This is a genomic window from Antrihabitans spumae (assembly GCF_043944905.1).
GTDB lineage: Bacteria > Actinomycetota > Actinomycetes > Mycobacteriales > Mycobacteriaceae > Antrihabitans > Antrihabitans spumae.
The window spans coordinates 32596-49515 of sequence record NZ_JBIMSN010000102.1 but is presented as its reverse complement, the minus strand read 5'-3'; the positions used below and the strand labels follow the sequence as shown (position 1 = coordinate 49515).

General features: G+C 63.5%; 12 protein-coding genes. 4 read left to right on the top strand and 8 right to left on the bottom strand.

The features are described from left to right. The first annotated feature begins 2411 nt into the window (after positions 1 to 2411). The 3 genes from ACHIRB_RS21925 (at position 2412) to ACHIRB_RS21915 (ending at position 5343) form a co-directional block, all read left to right on the top strand. Positions 2412 to 3407 carry a ParA family protein gene (locus tag ACHIRB_RS21925; RefSeq protein ID WP_199708213.1) on the top strand — a complete coding sequence of 332 codons (996 nt, stop codon included), beginning with the start codon at positions 2412 to 2414 and terminating at the stop codon, positions 3405 to 3407. Next, positions 3404 to 4423 (top strand): ParB/RepB/Spo0J family partition protein, encoded by a 1020-nt coding sequence (locus ACHIRB_RS21920; protein WP_395117775.1) that lies wholly within the window; start codon positions 3404 to 3406, stop codon positions 4421 to 4423. Before ACHIRB_RS21925 ends, ACHIRB_RS21920 begins: the two co-directional genes overlap by 4 nt. 194 nt (positions 4424 to 4617) lie before the next feature. After that, positions 4618 to 5343: a GNAT family N-acetyltransferase gene (locus ACHIRB_RS21915; RefSeq protein ID WP_395117773.1), complete on the top strand. Its 726-nt coding sequence runs from the start codon at positions 4618 to 4620 to the stop codon at positions 5341 to 5343. A gap of 34 nt (positions 5344 to 5377) precedes the next feature. Here the strand turns inward: ACHIRB_RS21915 and ACHIRB_RS21910 are convergent, their stop codons facing one another. The 6 genes from ACHIRB_RS21910 to ACHIRB_RS21885 all read right to left on the bottom strand — a co-directional run bounded on the left by ACHIRB_RS21910 (position 5378) and on the right by ACHIRB_RS21885 (position 13624). Then, positions 5378 to 6577, bottom strand: a complete 1200-nt coding sequence (locus ACHIRB_RS21910; protein WP_395117771.1) for an N-acetylmuramoyl-L-alanine amidase — start codon at positions 6575 to 6577, stop codon at positions 5378 to 5380. A gap of 126 nt (positions 6578 to 6703) precedes the next feature. Beyond that, positions 6704 to 7027 carry a thioredoxin gene (trxA, locus tag ACHIRB_RS21905; RefSeq protein ID WP_199708217.1) on the bottom strand — a complete coding sequence of 108 codons (324 nt, stop codon included), beginning with the start codon at positions 7025 to 7027 and terminating at the stop codon, positions 6704 to 6706. 48 nt (positions 7028 to 7075) lie between these two features. Next, positions 7076 to 8089, bottom strand: a complete 1014-nt coding sequence (gene trxB / locus ACHIRB_RS21900; protein WP_395125636.1) for a thioredoxin-disulfide reductase — start codon at positions 8087 to 8089, stop codon at positions 7076 to 7078. Positions 8090 to 8169: 80 nt separating this feature from the next. Continuing rightward, positions 8170 to 8886, bottom strand: coding sequence for a hypothetical protein (locus ACHIRB_RS21895; RefSeq protein ID WP_395125635.1), 717 nt, complete (start codon positions 8884 to 8886; stop codon positions 8170 to 8172). A 108-nt stretch (positions 8887 to 8994) separates the two neighbouring features. Then, positions 8995 to 9594 (bottom strand): RNA polymerase sigma factor SigM, encoded by a 600-nt coding sequence (gene sigM, locus ACHIRB_RS21890; protein ID WP_395117765.1) that lies wholly within the window; start codon positions 9592 to 9594, stop codon positions 8995 to 8997. Between the two features lie 241 nt (positions 9595 to 9835). Beyond that, a complete protein-coding gene (locus tag ACHIRB_RS21885) occupies positions 9836 to 13624 on the bottom strand; it encodes a murein biosynthesis integral membrane protein MurJ (RefSeq protein ID WP_395125634.1) in 3789 nt (1262 codons plus the stop codon). Here ACHIRB_RS21885 and ACHIRB_RS21880 point away from each other — a divergent pair. Next, positions 13618 to 13863 carry a hypothetical protein gene (locus ACHIRB_RS21880; RefSeq protein ID WP_395125633.1) on the top strand — a complete coding sequence of 82 codons (246 nt, stop codon included), beginning with the start codon at positions 13618 to 13620 and terminating at the stop codon, positions 13861 to 13863. The genes ACHIRB_RS21885 and ACHIRB_RS21880 overlap by 7 nt on opposite strands. Here ACHIRB_RS21880 and ACHIRB_RS21875 read toward each other — a convergent pair. Together ACHIRB_RS21875 and ACHIRB_RS21870 are read right to left on the bottom strand one after the other, a co-directional pair. Then, positions 13858 to 16296 (bottom strand): glycoprotein, encoded by a 2439-nt coding sequence (locus tag ACHIRB_RS21875; protein ID WP_395125632.1) that lies wholly within the window; start codon positions 16294 to 16296, stop codon positions 13858 to 13860. The two genes, ACHIRB_RS21880 and ACHIRB_RS21875, sit on opposite strands and share 6 nt — an antisense overlap. Further along, on the bottom strand, positions 16293 to 16865 hold the full coding sequence (locus tag ACHIRB_RS21870; protein WP_199708225.1) for an NUDIX hydrolase: 573 nt from the start codon (positions 16863 to 16865) through the stop codon (positions 16293 to 16295). Before ACHIRB_RS21870 ends, ACHIRB_RS21875 begins: the two co-directional genes overlap by 4 nt. Between the last annotated feature and the right edge of the window lie 55 nt (positions 16866 to 16920).

The following is a 16920-nucleotide window of genomic DNA, read 5'->3' as shown; positions in this document are numbered from 1 at the left end:
TCAGCTTCCCCCGGACTCTGTCCGGGATTAAGCGTGTCCAACACGCGGGGGCAAGGCCCGACCGCTCACAGTCGATCGGAGATGCCGGTTGTCACCGACCGGCTCATCTTTGTCGATGCCCCTGCATGGATGGTTGCTCGCTACAGGCAGCTCGGTCTGGATTCGAGCGGAATCCTGACACAGTTCATCGAAGGCTTCGTGACGATGCATGTCCCACCCGATCTTTGGTTCGTCGTAGTCGTCGCTGAGATGCACTTCGTGCGTGAAACCCCGAGAGTCGCGGCGAGGGGCGTGAAGGCGAAGTCCGGTCGGACCTCCCCCGCTAGGGTCGCGCCCTCGACGACGTGCAGCACGCCACGGAAGAACCGCTTCGGCGGAGGACTGCGCAACTACCGAATTCCTTCACACTGGTGTCGACTGTGCCTACAGGGCTACGGCATGCGCGCCCGCGACCGAGGAATGGTACTGCGCGGACATGGACAACCCGGAACCCAACCCGACGATCCGAACGACCGACCGAACACCGGGGCGTCCAGGTCTACGCGCGCACTGCGGATCGGTCGACGATCGTGCACCGGGCCTTCGACTGACGCTTTGTCGAGTGAGGGGTGGTGGACTTGCAATCGGCCACACAAAGCGGGCGGAGTGGATCTCGCGCTGTGACGCCCGTAGATCTCATCGCCCGGCGGCCGATAGCTCGTGGTGTTCCCTCGCCGCAATTGGATCCAGTCAGGCGAGTTGCGCGGCCCGAGAGTGGATCAGTCCTGACGGTAGGCAGAGCAACCGTGTGCGAACCGTGGTTGTTCGATCTGTTGAGATCTTCAGGCCTTCCCACTCATGTAGTCGGCGGCACGGCTATGGCTTGCTCGGTGGGCCGACCCCGGGCTTCCTGGAAGAGAGCGAAGGCGCGGAGAGGTGTTGGGTGGATTCTCGACCACGGATCATCGGCTGCACGCAGACCGTTCATTAGGGGGTGGCCGAACAACGGGAGCATCCGCTTGTCCTTTACGTCGCGCCCGTCGCTGAGATCGTCGGTCGTCCCTGAGAAGGAGATGGTCGCGGGGTCGGACCAGCTCTCACAACCTGTCGGTGTGGGCGCGCCACCGGCTGAGGTTCCACGTGAAACATGCGGTCGAGGTCACTGAGCCAGCCATCGTCTCCAACTCCCCCAACCGAGTGATTGTGTAGCTCCCTACTGCCGGTACTGGAGTGTTATTGCCAGGGACGACTCGTTGGATGGCAGTTCACGTGGCCGTTCGATTCCGACTGCGCTGGCCAAAACTCGGATGCACAAGCATGACGTCGACTTTTGGGAGCATGGTCTGAACCGACCAAACGTGACTTTGCGTCAGATGGACCGCGAGTGAGTTCGTCGTTGTCTGCGCGATCGGGAGCGTTCTGCTGGAACGGCGGTGGGAAGTCGTGGTGGAAAAGAGACCGTCGACCGCAACTAGGTGCGAGTCGGGAGGGCGGGTGACCGTGTCCGTGCAGTCACGTCCCACTGGTAGGTCTGAACGTCGTAATCCGTCGATGTCGGTTCGTCGTATTGGAGACGGATTCGATCTATCTGAGGACGTATTGCGACGAGCGGTGATCTGCAAATGTAGGCCAGCGTTCCGGAAGGATTCGCGACCGGGAATCGGATTGGCCGTACCGTGCGACAGCGTCCCCAGGCTATTCGGAGATGTCCGCAATGTTTCACGTGGAACGCTCGGGGACGAGCTCCGACGGTGGCGCTGATTCCCGATCAGTTGCCGCGTCGTCTACTCCGAAACCAAATACCGCACATCCCGCCCTGTCGACCGTTCCACGTGAAACACGGAGCTACGTCCGATCGCTTAAGGCTAGGCCTTCTCGGCCAAGGAACCCGGTGACATCGCCGCACCCCAGAGATTGACAAGTGCAGCCGAATCGGACGGGAGTCCAGGCGCGGATCGACGGACCACCTACCGCCCGACTCGATGACCCGCACTTCTCAATCTGGATCGGCGCCACAGGAATTCGAGTGACGGCGATAGGCGATCCGATGTCGCCCGTTGTCGATAGGTTCGGACATCTAGTACGGCTGAACGGGCCTCTCCGATCCGACGGCCAGCATGTCTCCGCAGACCACAATCACCCGGCGGGCGAACACAAGTTTCTTCGTCTGGTCGGGCTAGTGAGGCAACTTCTATTCGACAAATTACGTTTCGGCGTGTCGGCTGCGTGTCTCGGTTGGTTTGGCCGCGCCCGACTTCCTTATCGGAGCGGGTGCTGGCAAGCTTGGGTTCATCGCGTATGACGGTGGAGCTGACGCCGACCAGAGCCGCTCGGTGAAGCACGATCGCTGCGACGAGCCGATCATTTCTGGGGGGGCGACTCCTGTTGAAGTCATAGACTTTTCGATTCGCTGTAAGGGTTAAGGAGAGCTAATGCCAGGTGGTACCAACGTTTCACGTGAAACGTCCACAGAACCACTGTTGGAGGCCGGACGTCACGGGAAGGTCGATCCTGATTTCGCTGCCGCGTACCCCGGTATCTCCCTCACCGACACCCCGATAGGCGCTGCTGCGCAACGTGCAAGCCAAGTCCTGCACCCGGAGTCTGTAGCACTTCCGAAGCTGAAAGAACGCCGCGTGATCACGGTTGCGAACCAGAAGGGTGGCGTTGGCAAGACGACGACTGCAGTGAATCTCGCATCCGCGCTAGCACTGCAAGGGCTGACAGTTCTCGTCGTCGACCTGGACCCGCAGGGTAATGCCAGTACGGCACTCGGTGTCGATCACCGCTCCGGAATTGCGTCCAGCTACGAACTGCTGCTCGGCGAGACAACGGCGAAGGAAGCCATTCAGACGAGCCCGCACAGCCCGCGTCTGCTTTGCATTCCGGCCACGATCGACCTTGCCGGCGCCGAGATCGAACTGGTGTCGATGGTTGCGCGTGAAGGTCGATTGAAGACGGCACTGAGCGACGCCGCACTCGAGGAATTCGAGATCGACTTCGTGCTGATCGACTGCCCACCGTCCCTCGGACTGCTGACCGTCAATGCGATGGTCGCAGCCAAGGAAGTCCTGATTCCTATCCAGTGCGAGTATTACGCGCTGGAAGGGGTCGGCCAGTTGCTTCGAAATATCCAACTTGTGCAGGCACATCTCAATCCCTCACTGCACGTGTCGACCGTGATTCTCACGATGTACGACGGCCGAACGAAGCTCGCGGATCAGGTCGCAGACGAGGTGCGCAACCACTTCGGCGAAGCTGTACTGCGCGCGGTTATCCCGCGCAGCGTCAAGGTCTCCGAGGCCCCTGGCTACGGGATGACCGTGCTCGACTACGACCCGGGTTCGAGGGGTGCAATGAGTTATCTGGATGCAGGGCGTGAACTTGCTTCTCGCTCCGCCGGCGTAGTTGGGAGCGTAGAGCGATGAGTCAGGCACGCAACAAGGGTGGTCTCGGCCGCGGCCTTGCAGCTCTGATTCCAACCGGACCGACCGGCGGTGGACCCGTTCTCGGCAGTGCAGCTGCCGACGTCATCATCGGCGTCGAGCGATCGAGCGCGGCGTTGAAGCTGGCCGGTGCGAACGAAACGAAGGCACGTGCGGATGCCGCGGACGAGGCCGAACTGGCTCCGGCCGGCGCCGTATACCGCGAGATTCCACCCGGTCAGATCAAGCCGAATCCGAAGCAGCCGCGCCAGGTCTTCGAAGAGGAAGCGCTCACCGAACTCGTCCATTCGATCCGTGAGTTCGGGCTTATGCAGCCGATCGTCGTTCGACGGACAAGCCCGAAGAGCTACGAGCTCGTCATGGGCGAGCGCCGTTGGCGAGCAAGTCAGCTCGCGGGCCTGGAGGCGATTCCGGCAATCGTTCGGGAGACCGCGGACGAGTCGATGCTCCGCGACGCGTTGCTCGAGAACATCCACCGCGTTCAGTTGAATCCCCTCGAAGAAGCAGCCGCGTATCAACAGCTGCTCGAAGAGTTCGAGGTGACTCATGAGGAACTCGCGAACAAGCTCGGCCGATCGCGTCCCGTCATCACCAACATGATCCGGCTGCTGAAGCTTCCGATTCCAGTGCAGCGTCGCGTCGCTGCCGGTGTTCTGTCGGCGGGTCACGCGCGTGCTCTCCTCGCTCTCGAAGCCGGAGCGGACGCGCAGGAAGTCCTCGCAGCGCGCATCGTCGCCGAGGGACTGTCGGTTCGCGCGACCGAGGAAGCTGTCACGTTGGCCAACCGGGAGGACGCAACTGCGCTGCAACCCGCTGCCCGACGCAAGCCGATTCAGATGCCAGGACTGCAGGATGTGGCCGAGCGACTGTCCGAGTCCTTCGACACGCGCGTCACCGTCAGCCTCGGCAAGCGAAAAGGCAAGATTGTCGTCGAATTTGGATCGGTCGACGACCTTCAACGCATCGTCGGATTGATGGAAAAAGAAGGGGAAATTTAGCCCATTTCGAGGGGGTTCCGGCCATACGCGGTCGATACGTCACAGTGACAGGTCGTCGAAACGGACGTTTGGAGCCGTAACTCTCACCTGACAGGCGGTTCGCATCGCCTATCCTTAGCAGTGGCCAGTGCCGAATTCGCGGTGCTGGATTTCTCGAGCCGATTACATTCGGTGGGTATGGAGGCTGAGCGAGCGTGTCGACCAGCGTCACCGCCCTCACCCTCGACCGCCTCGACACCCTCCCGACCCACTCTCGACGATGTGTGTTCTGGGAACTCGATCCAGCAGTGGCAGCGACATCCAAAGAATTCACGGATCCGGTATTCGAGAAGGAAGCTTGGCTGTCGTCGGTGCTCCTCGAGTGGGGCTCCTGCGGACAGGTCGCGACAGTCGACGGATTCCCGGCAGGTTGTGCGCTCTACTCGCCGCCGAGCGCTGTTCCCCGCGCGACGCTGTTCCCGACCTCACCCGTCAGCGCGGACGCCGTCCTATTGACCACACTGCGCCTCGAGCGCGGAGCTGGCCGGGAAGACGTCGCCAACGACGACGCGCTGGCAAGCAGTCTCGTACAGGCAGTCGTCGCCGATCTTGTCCGCCGAGGTGTTCGTGCTCTTGAATCCTTCGGCATAGTCAAGACCGACGAAGAGAACGATCCCGATTCTGCGGCAGCCGACGCAACACCGACCGCCACAGCGGCACTCGACTGCTCGCCGGCGACCTGCATGATTCCCGCGGACTTTTTGGAAAGCGTCGGATTCGAAGTCGTTGCGCCTCATCATCGATTCCCTCGACTGAGGCTCGAATTGGACCGCGACCATGGTTGGAAGGCCGACGTCGAATACGCCCTCGAGCAGTTGCTGGCCGCCGCGCAGATTACGGTTCCGGATTTTGGCTACCGAACGAAGGTCGGTGCCAGATAGCGGCTTTCGTCCCAGGTGAGACGAAAGCCGATGATCAGCCGCGGTCGGCCGAAGCCAACTCTTCCGCCAGCAGTTCGGCGAATGTGTAAGTGCCGGTTGGCTGATCGTCTTGGCCGAGCAGGTAAAGACGTTTGACGGCAATCAGGATCGCCTCTGCGATGACGTCACGGAATCGTGGATTCGTGAGCACGGCAGCGTCGTATTGGTTTGTGAGATAACCGATATCGACCTGCACGGTCGGCATCTTGGTGAGGCGCAACAGATCCCACGTCCGACCGTGAACTCTGCAGTCCTGCAGCGAGGTTCGAGCAACGACCTCACGTTGAATGAATCCGGACAGAACCTGGCCGATCATCGACGTGGAACCGTGCGAATTGCCGAAATGGAAGCTCGCAACGCCGTTCGCGGACGGGCTGCCGTTCGACGCGCAGCGCAACGAGATCATCAGGTCGGCGTCGAACGAGTTGGATGTCTCAGCGCGTTCGACATCGGTCGGATTGGTGTGATGCGGCCGCGACAGGAACGTCTCCATGCCGGTGGCCGCCATCCGACCCTCCAGCCTGCTTGCGAGGTCCCAGAGAATTTCGGATTCGAACATGTCGCCGAACTCGGTCCAGACGGTTCGCCCCTTGTCCGGGCCACCGAGACCGGGATCGATGACGATTCGCTTCCCCGTGAGCTGCGGACCCGACCGGTGGACGAGTTCCTCTTCACTGATGCGGTGCGGATTGCCACCTGTGACGCGAGCGCCAAGCAGCTCGAGCGAACGCAGTGTGTCCGGACCGCAGATTCCGTCCGACGCGAGACCGATCTCTCGTTGGAACGAACTCAAGCCCTCGTGGGTCTGCGGACCGAAGTAGCCGTCGACGCGGTCGACGTAGAAGCCGAGGTCCTGCAATCGGCGCTGCAGGGTTGCGACGTCATCACCGTAGAGGGGTGCGGACAATTGGTAGAACATCGTCCGCGCGCCCAGGCTGTAGGACGCCTCTTTGAGCGACCTATACGTCGCTGGACCTACAACGCCGTCCACAAGCAGGCCACGTTGCTGCTGAAACGCCCGTACGGCGCTGTCCAATGCCTGGTCGAACGCCACATCGGGCGCGATCCAGTAGGTGTCTTCGCCGTCGTCCGAATCGATTGTTTCGCCGTTGTCGTGCAGATAGCCGAGACGGACCAACGTGCCTCGTACCTCTGCTACGGCAGCGCCATGATCGCCGTGACTGAGTCGATGCATTGCGTCAGCGCCTTCCTGTTATCGGCCGGTGTGCGCGCGAAACCGCGCGCACACATCGGTCGATTGTCTCAGAAGCTGCGCAGCCACGGGCACACGAGGGCAATTCCGCCTGGCGGCGAGTCGGTCTCAGATGACGTCGGACAGCTCGCGCAGGAGAGCAGCCTTGCCTTTGGCGCCGACTATCTGCTTCGCTGGCTTGCCACCCTGGAAGAGGATGAGCGTCGGGATCGACATCACCTGGTAGTCACGCTGCGTACCCGGGTTGGCGTCGATGTCGAGCTTGGCGATGGTGAGCTTGTCGCCGTGCTCTTTCGAAATCTCCTCGAGCACGGGCGCAACCATGCGGCACGGGCCGCACCAGGTTGCCCAGAAGTCGACGAGAACCGGCTTCTCGCTGGTGAGGACATCGTCAGCGAACGATGCGTCGGTGACGTTGATGATGTTGGACACGGTTGCTCCTGGTGTGTTGGAGAAAAACTTGGGTGGTTGGCTTTTCGATCAGCCGACGGCGACGGCGTGACCCGCGTTGTCGACCGTGTTGGTGGTGATGTCGCCACGTTCCGACAGCCAGCGCTCGGCGTCGATTGCTGCGGAACATCCGGTGCCAGCAGCGGTGATGGCCTGGCGGTAGGTGTGGTCGACCAGGTCGCCTGCGGCAAACACGCCCTCGACAGTTGTTGCGGTAGAGGGCGATTGGACGCTGACATAGCCTGCCTCGTCGAGTTCCACCTGACCCTTGACCAGTTCGCTGCGTGGATCGTGACCGACGGCGACGAACATGCCCGTCACATCGAGCTGGGTCTCTTCGCCGGTGATGGTGTCGCGCAGCGTCACGCCGGTGACACTGTTCTCACCAAGCACCGCCACGACCGACGAGTTGAGTACGAAGCGGATCTTGTCGTTCGCCTTCGCGCGCTCGAGCATGATTCTCGATGCACGGAACTCCTCGCGGCGGTGCACGATTGTCACCGAGCGAGCGAATTTCGTGAGGAAGGTGGCTTCCTCCATGGCAGAGTCGCCACCACCGACGACGACGATGTCCTGTTCCTTGAAGAAGAAGCCGTCACACGTCGCGCAGGCACTGACGCCACGTCCGAGCAACTCCTGCTCCCCCGGAATGTTCAGATAGCGGGCTGCGGCGCCCATCGCGAGGATGATCGCGTGCGCACGGTAGGTCTCTCCGTAGACGGTGACGGTCTTGATCGGACCTGACAGGTCGATCTCGTCGACATCCTCGGTCCGAATATCCGCACCGAAGCGCTTTGCCTGCTCGCGCATCTCGTCCATCAGGTCGGGGCCCATGATGCCGCCGCGGAAGCCTGGGAAGTTCTCGACCTCGGTCGTCGTCATCAGTGCGCCACCGAATTGAGTGCCCTCGAAGAGTAGTGGTTGGAGTTCGGCGCGTGCCGCGTAGACAGCAGCGGTATATCCAGCGGGTCCGGAGCCGACGATGATGAGGTCGCGGACGCTCGATTCAGCGGCCTGTGCAGAGGGGGCGTTCACTTCGGACATGTGTCCTTCCGGGTACGGACTGGTTGATTCATTCCGATCAACACCAGCGTAAAGGGTGTTGTTCCCGCATTCGCGTCGAGTCAGCCGATGTCCGACCGTGCTCGCAACTGTGGATCGTCCGCCTTGCAGCCTGTTCCGACGACCACAGCGGTCACGGTCGGCGGTGTCGGGCCGCCGACGAGCAGGAGGACCGCATCCTGGCCGCGGAAGGTGACTGGTGCCGCGCCAAGCGGTTTCGCTGCTGGATTCAGCCCGTTGGCCGCCAGACACTCGCTGAGGTTGCCTGCCAGCACGCTCGGCACATCTTGGCGTCCCAGCAGTGTCAGCGCGGTCGGCGCGAGTTCGTCGCCCAGGTCGACAGGTGCGACCGTCGAGGTCGGCTGTGCTTCGACCGACCCGCTCGGCGTTGGCTCGCGCAGCACGACCACCGCAAAGACGACAGCCACGGCTGCCGCGACGGCTGCTCCCGCGCCGAGTGCCCAGCGGCGACGGTTGACGAATCGTGGGTGCGAGGTCAAGGAACTTACCGACGTCGGACTGGGCTGGCGAGCAATCGCGGCTTCCATGCGGGCGGCGACGTCGTCTGGAATCGTCGTTCCGACGCTGGCGTCGCGGCCGAGATCACCGAGTTGAGCAGCGACCCGATCGAGGGCGGCAATCGTACGCATCGCGTCGTCGTCGGCTCGGACGAGTGGCCATAGTTCGGTAGCTACGTTTTCGGGGAGTTCGCCGGCGTGCAGATCGGCAAGCAGTTCGACTGAGTACGGCGGCTGCGGCACGCCGCTGCGAGTGCCCATCTCACGCCTCCACCTGATACTCGATCACGAATACTGCGACACCACACGACGTACTGGGCGCGAGGTTCGGAGAACTTCCTACCCCACACTAGTTTCGACGTACCGATATCAGATTCGGTTCCCGGGATCACGAAGATAGTCCAACTTTTCCGCAAGTTTGAGGCGTCCTCTGGCACAACGGCTTTTGATCGTGCCCGCAGGAACACCGAGGGCTTGCGCGGCGTCCGATACCGAGTAGCCCTCGACGTCGACGGCGACCAGTGCGGCGCGTTGTTCGGCAGGCAACGACATCAATGCTTTCTGTACTACGAGAGACATCTCGAGGTCTGCGTAGTGGTTGCGGTCGTCACGTGGCTCGTCGGATTCGTCCGTCGTCAGCGAGACAGTCGGGCGTGACTTGTTTCGGCGGATGCGATCGAGACAGGCATTCACGACGATTGCGTGCAACCAGCTCCGCACTGCGGCATCCGCTCGAAAGTTCGATGCCTTGCGATGCGCGGAAAGCAACGCTTCCTGCAGTGCGTCGGCCGCGTCTTCACGTGTGTAGGAAGTCCGAAGGGCTGTCTGCCAGAGATGGTCGTAATGGCGACGCATCAGCTCGGCGAACGCGTGGCCGTCCCCAGCTACGTGGGCAGCAAGCAGATCGACATCAGTTGACACCACTCCCCCGCCCCCCTGGATTCCGCACTCCGACTGTGTCGACCCCATCCGTCGACTTCCCCGACGAACACAATAAGCGAGAACCGCGACTCAGGTACGACCTAGGCCGTCGGAATGCTGATATGCCCCCCTGCCGGCATACCAACAGACTCCCGACGACACCCTCTGACGATCGGAACCCGGGTAGGGAGTTCCAGTGCGTCCCTCGTGGGGAGCGCCAATAGATAGTACCTAATCCATCAATAATCTAGCAAACCGGCAGTTACCTTTTTGCTGTCGAGGAACTGCGTCAGCGAGGCGCGGTGAAGATCAGGTCTGCGATCGTGGACTGGTTCTGGTTGCCCTTCTCGGCAAGCTTGGTTATCCACACCAGTACGTAGCGGACCGGTTGATCGCTGGTCACCGGAATCTGCGTTATTCCGGGACCCAGTGTCGCGGAACCGATTTCCTGCGTCTGATCGAGCGTCGGGTTCGTCGAAGGCGACGACCGGATCTCGACGACCGTGCCCGGACTCGGCGAGTTGATCGCCACCTCCGACAGCTTGGTCGGCTCTGGCAACGTGACCAACATGCCGATGCCCGACTTCAATTTCGGGAAAGGCTCGGAGTACTGGTCGGACTCCCAGACGGTGTTCGGATTGCCGTCGAGCACCAGTTTCGCGGCCTCGGGGCTGTCGGGTGTGCCCTGACCCGGCAGCGAGAACTCAGCGACAGCGCTCGCAGGGACCACGATGCCCCCCGGCGCGGGCGCATCGGTTGCGCCGGAAGGCGCCGCGGGAGCCGACGTGAAGCCGGGGACGGTGAAGCCTTCATCCCCGCTGCCGGTCAGCTTGTTGGCCAGAAGAGCACCCGCAGTTGCAAGGAGAATGATGACCACGGCACCGAGGCCGGCGATCATCAGCATCGTCCGCTTGGACCTGGCCTGTTCGGCCGCGAGTTCTTCCGGATCGGCGAGCGAATGTCCCGACGAACCAGGCGACCGCTGGCCGAGACGCAGCGCAGGCATCAGGTCGGTCTTCTGATCGACGACAGACGCCTGGTCGAGGACATGCTGGACGGTGGCGGCGGTGCGAACACCACGATTCGTTTCGAGTGCTCGCACAGCGACGGCGGAGATCTCGAACGGCACCTCCGGCCGAAGCTCACGCGGCTCGATCGGAGCACCGTCGGCGCCACGAGTGGCAGGCAGGAGACCGCCGACCTTCGCAACGGGGACAGCGGTACCGGACACTCCGCCGGGAGTATTGCCGGCCAGGGGCCAGCGAGCGGTGATCAAGGCATAGAGCATGGCGCCGAGGCCGCGGACGTCGGCTTGCGCATCCGCGTCGGCCAACGTTCCGGGGAACGCGAGCACGGCGTCGCCAGCGACACTGATGCGAACACGATCGGGATGATCGATCGACAAGGCGCCGCCACTGCGGTGTGTGAGCTCGGCTGCCGAGGCGAGCGCTCGGATGGCACGGGCTGCGCCGATCGGCGACGGCGTTGTTTCGGCCATCTCGGCAAGGGAACGGCCCGGCGTCCATTCGGCGACGACGATGCCACCCGAACTGCCGCGGACTACGTCGAGTACGCGGGCGAGACCGGGGGAATTGATGCGCCCGAGTCGCAACGTCCGAGACAGGATCGCCTGCGGACCCTCGTCGAGGGTCGACGTCGGATCTGCTGCCTGTTCCGAGTCGACGAAGGTCAGCGCGACCTCGCGATCGAGCTTCGTGTCGAGTGCCTGCCAGAACGTGAGTCCACGTGAGCCACCGTGCGCCGCAAGAAGTCGGTAGCGACCACCGGCGACGGATGCGCCAGGAACGAGTTTCGGTCCGCGAGGAGCACGCCGAACCGTCGGATCGTCGAAGGCAGGACGTGGCGGTTGCACCTGACCGGGAGCCCGGCCATCCTGGTCCCGCGGCAGTTGGCGTGGCCGGACCGGTGTGGTCGCATCGCTGGGCTGTGCAGTGGGTGGGGTCGGACCGGACGCTGCGGGTCCATCCGCGGGAGGACGAGGTGCTGCGGGTTCGGGTCGGTCGGCCGATGTGGGCGCCTTCGTGAACCGCACGGTCTCGTCGGCGGGCTTTGTGTTCGATGTCACAGTGTCTGTCGACACACCACCAGCACCGATGCCGGAAACGGTGGGCTTCGAGGTATCTGCGGCGGTACTGCCGACGGGCTTGCCGGCGATCGAATCGTCGCCCATCCTCACTCCTTCACGAGTTTGTCCCCAAGCTGGTCCCGCTGGTCCCACGTGGGGCCGACCACCCGTCCTCTGCCGAACAGGGTACGGGAACTCACCAACGCCAGTGATATCAACGGCATCGACCCTGATAGTCGGGATGACCATCGTTTGGGCGTCCATCATCGGGTCGTAGGCCGGTTCCGGCTCGGGTTCGATAACGCGGGTCCCACCGAGTCGCCGTCGCAACGCCACTGTTATGGCGACGATCTCGGGAACATTTGCGATTCTCAGAATTGTAAACGTCACAGCGAGCATCAGGAGACCGCCGATACCCACGCGAAGCAGTGAACCGACGCCGCCGAGCCCTTCGGTGAGACGGTCGAACCGGAGCAGCCAGTCGATTCCACGCATCACACCCGCGCCGACCAGCGCTGCTACGAGGACGATCCACACCGTCTTTCCGACGTTCGCCAGGCGCAGCGATCCGAGGCTTCGGCGCAGCAATATCGCGCCGATGATCGCGCCGAAAAAGAAGCCGATGCCGTTCGCGACGCCGAGCAGAATGACGACATCGTCGGCGTCGTTGGCCACGACGGGCGCCAAAGCAGACAGACCGACCTTGACGACCGTGATGCCGAGGATGATCCAGGTCGGGGTCCATGCCTTCTCTCGTGCATAGAAGACACGGAGGTGGATCAGGACGACCGCGTACGGAATAAGAGTGAACGCCGAGCAACTGACGGCGAATCCGAGCCGACTCGCGTCACCGACGAAGTTGCCGTGGCCGTACAGCGCCTCGCCGACCTCGGTGCCTGCGAAGGTGAGCAGGACGACGACGGGGATCAGGGCGATCATCGTCAGTCGGGTCGCGATCGAGAGATCGTCGACAACGGCAGGGGTGTCGTCGCTCGCGGCATTGCGGCTGAGTCGAGGCATGATCGCAGTCAAGACCGTGACGCCGAGAACGCCGTACGGAAGTTGCAGCAGCAGCCACGCATTGTTGTAGATGGCAGGTCCGGCAGCATCGAAGTGCGACGAGATACGGGTCGCGAAGACGTAACCGAACTGGCTGATCACCACGTAGACGACGATCGCGATCGCCATGCCACCGAACTGTTTGAGGCGAGCGTCGAGACCCCACAGCGGTCGTAGCGAGATGTTGTTGCGCCGGATCGCCGGGATGAGGCTGGTTGCCTGCACGATGACGCCCAGAGTGACGCCGCCGCCGAGGACGAGCAATTTCGGGTCGCCCATGCTGACCGGATCGAGCGAGATGTCGCCGGGGACCGCGACATACACGCCGAGCACAAGAAGCACGACGACGTTGTTGAGCACCGGCGCCCACGCGCCGGGCTTGAAATCCTGGCGGGTGTTGAGAATCGCCGTGAGAAGTGCGGTCAGTCCGTAGAACAGAATTGCCGGCAGCAGCAGAAACGACAGCGCTGTCGTCAGCTGCGGGTTGACTTCACCGTCTTTCGACAGAAAGACGTACTGCGTGAGGATCGGCGCTGCTGCTGTCGCGAGCAATGCGGCGGCCGCCAGCAAGGTGACCGCAAGTGTGAACAAGCGTCTGACGAACTCCGCGCCCTGATCGGGATCTTCCATTTCGGCTCTGACCAGCACCGGGACCACGATCGCCGTCAGCACGGCGCCGAGAACGAGCTCGGCGATCATGTTCGGCAACACGCTGGCGACGGTGTACGCGCTGGCGATAGCTGACCCGAGAACGGTCAGCAGCAGCACCTGCTTGAAGAAGCCGGTGATCCTGCTGATCAGCGTCGCGATCGCGATCGAACCCGTCGACGCGAGCAGCGCCTTGTTGGAACTATCGGGAGCTTCACGCCGAGCCGGCTTCTCCTCGAGCAGCACCGCTGCCGGGGCCGGTGCCGACGGAGTCGGCGGTGTCACCGGGCCGCCGGGACGGCCGGGAGGAATACGGACAGGCTGGGCGCGCTGCTGCTGGTTCGGCGGGGGCTGCAACGGCGGCAGTGGACGAGGTGGAAACGCCTGCGGCGGAGCCTGGCGCAGAGGACGTTGCGGCTGATTCGGACGCTGTGCGGGATTTGTGCGACGCGGCTCTATCCACGGAGTGCGCTCCCACGGTGCCGATGGCGCCGACCGTGGCGGCGGGCCGCTACCCGTCATGAACGCTCAAACCCTTCGTCGGCTGGATCCGGCTGGCCGCGGAATCGGTGCAGCAGTCGACGTCCAGCCAACAGCAACAGCAATGCGCCTGCACATCCAGTAATTATCGCCAAGGCTTGACCGTACGCGTTGGAACGCACCGAAACGGTCGTCGGTTCGCCCAAGTCGTGACCGCCCGGTGTTGTAAGCGCAACGTCGACGAAGAGGTTCCTGGTGTCGCTGACCTCGGCGGGGACCTGAAGTGGGCGGCTTCCCCGCGGCGGCAACTGCTGTTCGCCGATGTCGGTGATCTTCATCTCCGGCGGTGCATCGATGCGTAGTCGCACACGAATGCCGACCGGAAGATCGTTGCGGGCGACCAGAAGCAGTGGGCTCTGTTCCGAGGCGAGGGTGTACACACCACCGGGCGAGAGGACGGTTACCGACCTGAACATCGCGTCGACGGACTGTCGCGATTGCGACATCCGCGCCTCCGCCGCAGCTTCCGCCGCGGACCGTCCGTCGTCGCGCCGACCCGACAGTGACATCACACGCAACAGATCTTCGCGCAGCGGTGCGCCGAACAGTCGCGGCGTCAGTTCCGACTGCGGATCTTCGACGAGCGCACCGAGCAGTGCCGTCACCGAAGCGGCCTGCGAGCCCACCGCCGCACGGATCGATTCGGGTACCGCGTCGTCGACGGCCTGCTGTGGATAGGTCAAGGCGAACGGCCGCAGGTCCGCAGGCCGACCGAGGAGGTCGGTGAACGATCGTGGGGTGGCGAGCCCGGATCTAAGCAGCGTTGTGACTGCCGAGAGGATCGCTGCCGCTTCGTTGCCGTCGGCGGTCCACTGCTGCGGCGGCACGAGCAGCATCGATCGTGGTCGGTTGGGTTGCGGGGTCAGCGCCGACCAACTGATCGCGCCGAGCGCGTCCTGCAGCCTGGCCTCGCGGGAATCGTCTTCCAGGTCGTAGCGCGCCTTTGCCGGGGTGAACGACGGCGTCTGTGGCTGCGCACCGACCGCAGCGAGTGCGGTTGCCGCAGAGATATCGAAGGTCGCGGCGTGCAGCGGTTCGGTGTTCGCGGGTGCATCCGGTGTGTTGGCCGGCGCAGAAGGCGGGACCGCGGTCGGTATGCGGACCAGGTCGGGCTGAGCAGTGACATCTTCGGTGTTGCCGTCGACCGCATTTCCGGCGACGACGACCGTCGTGGTTCCGAGCGAGCGCACGAACATGCCGGTGTCGTCGTCGATCGTCCCGGCATCAGGCCAGGTGACGCCGCGGACCGACGTCGCACCCAAGATCCCGTCGACGATGTCGGCAGGAGCCGTGATGGCGCTTGCCGTGATTTCGGAGTCGTTCAATGTTGCCACCGCCGGTACATCGACCTGCGCGAACGGCATTGCGAGCGTGCACATCTCGGTGGCTATCGAGCGGAGCTGTTCCAGCCATTCCGCAGCCACGGCTGCGCCGGTGCCGTCGCGCGTCGGACCGGTCGGATCGTCGGGATTTTCGAGGACGAGATAGCCACGTGCCATGTTCGACACGGTGATCAGCAGGTCGGGGTCGACGGCTATGCAGGTGCTGTCGCGCAAGCGTCTCGCGTCGTCGGCGGATGGTCCGGTCGCGAATTCGAGTGCGCTGACCAATTGCCCGAGGCGGCCGTCCTTACGCAACGAGGTTGCCAGATCGTCGTCGACGAGGCGGACGCGTTGATCGAGCGAGCCGGGGATGCCTGCGACGAGCCGGGGTCGGTCGGCGAGCGGCCACAGCAGTGTCGTCGCGACCGGCGTCGCAGTCGATGGTGCTACGGCTCTGGCGTCGTCGGCCGCTGGGTCGGGCGCCGTCGGGTCCGGTGGCACGCCGAGCACGGGGAGCAGAAAGCGAGCGTCGTCGAGTCGGGCTTCGTCACCGAACTCGGGAGCGCCGTTGACGTTCAACAGAAAGGGATAGATCCCCGGCTGGCCGATACCGAGGTTCGGTGGTGCGTCGGGTCCGGGCTGGGCCGCGCGCAACGGCATGGTCAACGTGAAGGTCTTCTTCTGACCGGCGCCGAGCCGATCGGCGACGGTGACGAACTCCCCGACGATGTCGAAGTTGTACTGATCGAGGCGCAACGAGGTCCGCAGCTCGGCAGACGTTGCCACCGCGGCTGCCCGTTGCATCCGGACATTGATGTCGTCGACGGGTCGGTCTCCGACGTTGGTGACGGTTGCACTCACGCTGACGGTCGGGTCGCTTGTAGTGGTGACCGAACTCGGACTCACCGCGTCCACCGAGAGTTCCAGAAATCGCGGTGCGCGGTCGGTGAGCGGCGGCTCGGTGCCGGGAGCTTGGATACCTGGCTCCGAGTTGCCCGGGACAGCGATCGCGGTCGCCGCCGCCGGACCCAACGCCAGCGCCACGCTTGCCAGCAAAGCCGTCGCAATGCGCGACTGTTTCCGCCACCGCGTCATTCGTCGCCGGCACCGACGGTCGGGCGCTGCGGATCCGAGATCGGATCGGCGAGCTGCGCGATCAGTTTTCCCGCTACTTCGGCAAGTCGACGCTCGTCGGCGTAGGCGAGCCGCGATTCGAGTTCGGCGAGAGGAACCCAGGCAACCTCGGTGACCTCGATATCGGCATCGGAGAGCTCGCCGCCGAGATAACGAAGTAGGTAATGGTGAACAGTTTTGTGAATTCGGCGACCCTCGGCGACGAACCAATAGTCGATGCTGCCGAGCGAGGCGAGCACTTTTCCGCGAATTCCGGTCTCTTCGGCGACTTCACGCATCGCCGTTTGCTCAGCTGTTTCGCCCTGCTCGATGTGGCCTTTCGGCAGGGACCAGAGCAACCGGCCGCGACGGTCGGTTCGGCCGATCAGCGCTGCGCACAACGCTTCTCGTGGGCCGTCCAGGCCATCGACGACCAAACCGCCCGCCGAGGTTTCGCGCACCGTCTTGAGCCGCGGTTTCGTCTGATTTCCGACCGCACCCCGGCGTCGCGGCTGGCGACGACGATTGTTGGCGCGTTCGGCTGGAGACACCCGATCAATTCTAGCTGTGTTGGCGCCTCTCGCCGGAAGGGCGCTCCGAAGCAAC

Coding starts and splice junctions, on each gene's coding strand:
- sigM (WP_395117765.1), bottom strand. CDS start 9,594: ATGGGGTCGACACAGTCGGAGTGCGGAATCCAGGGGGGCGGGGGAGTG.
- trxB (WP_395125636.1), bottom strand. CDS start 8,089: ATGTCCGAAGTGAACGCCCCCTCTGCACAGGCCGCTGAATCGAGCGTC.
- ACHIRB_RS21895 (WP_395125635.1), bottom strand. CDS start 8,886: ATGGGCACTCGCAGCGGCGTGCCGCAGCCGCCGTACTCAGTCGAACTG.
- ACHIRB_RS21925 (WP_199708213.1), top strand. CDS start 2,412: ATGCCAGGTGGTACCAACGTTTCACGTGAAACGTCCACAGAACCACTG.
- ACHIRB_RS21920 (WP_395117775.1), top strand. CDS start 3,404: ATGAGTCAGGCACGCAACAAGGGTGGTCTCGGCCGCGGCCTTGCAGCT.
- ACHIRB_RS21875 (WP_395125632.1), bottom strand. CDS start 16,296: ATGACGCGGTGGCGGAAACAGTCGCGCATTGCGACGGCTTTGCTGGCA.
- ACHIRB_RS21910 (WP_395117771.1), bottom strand. CDS start 6,577: ATGCATCGACTCAGTCACGGCGATCATGGCGCTGCCGTAGCAGAGGTA.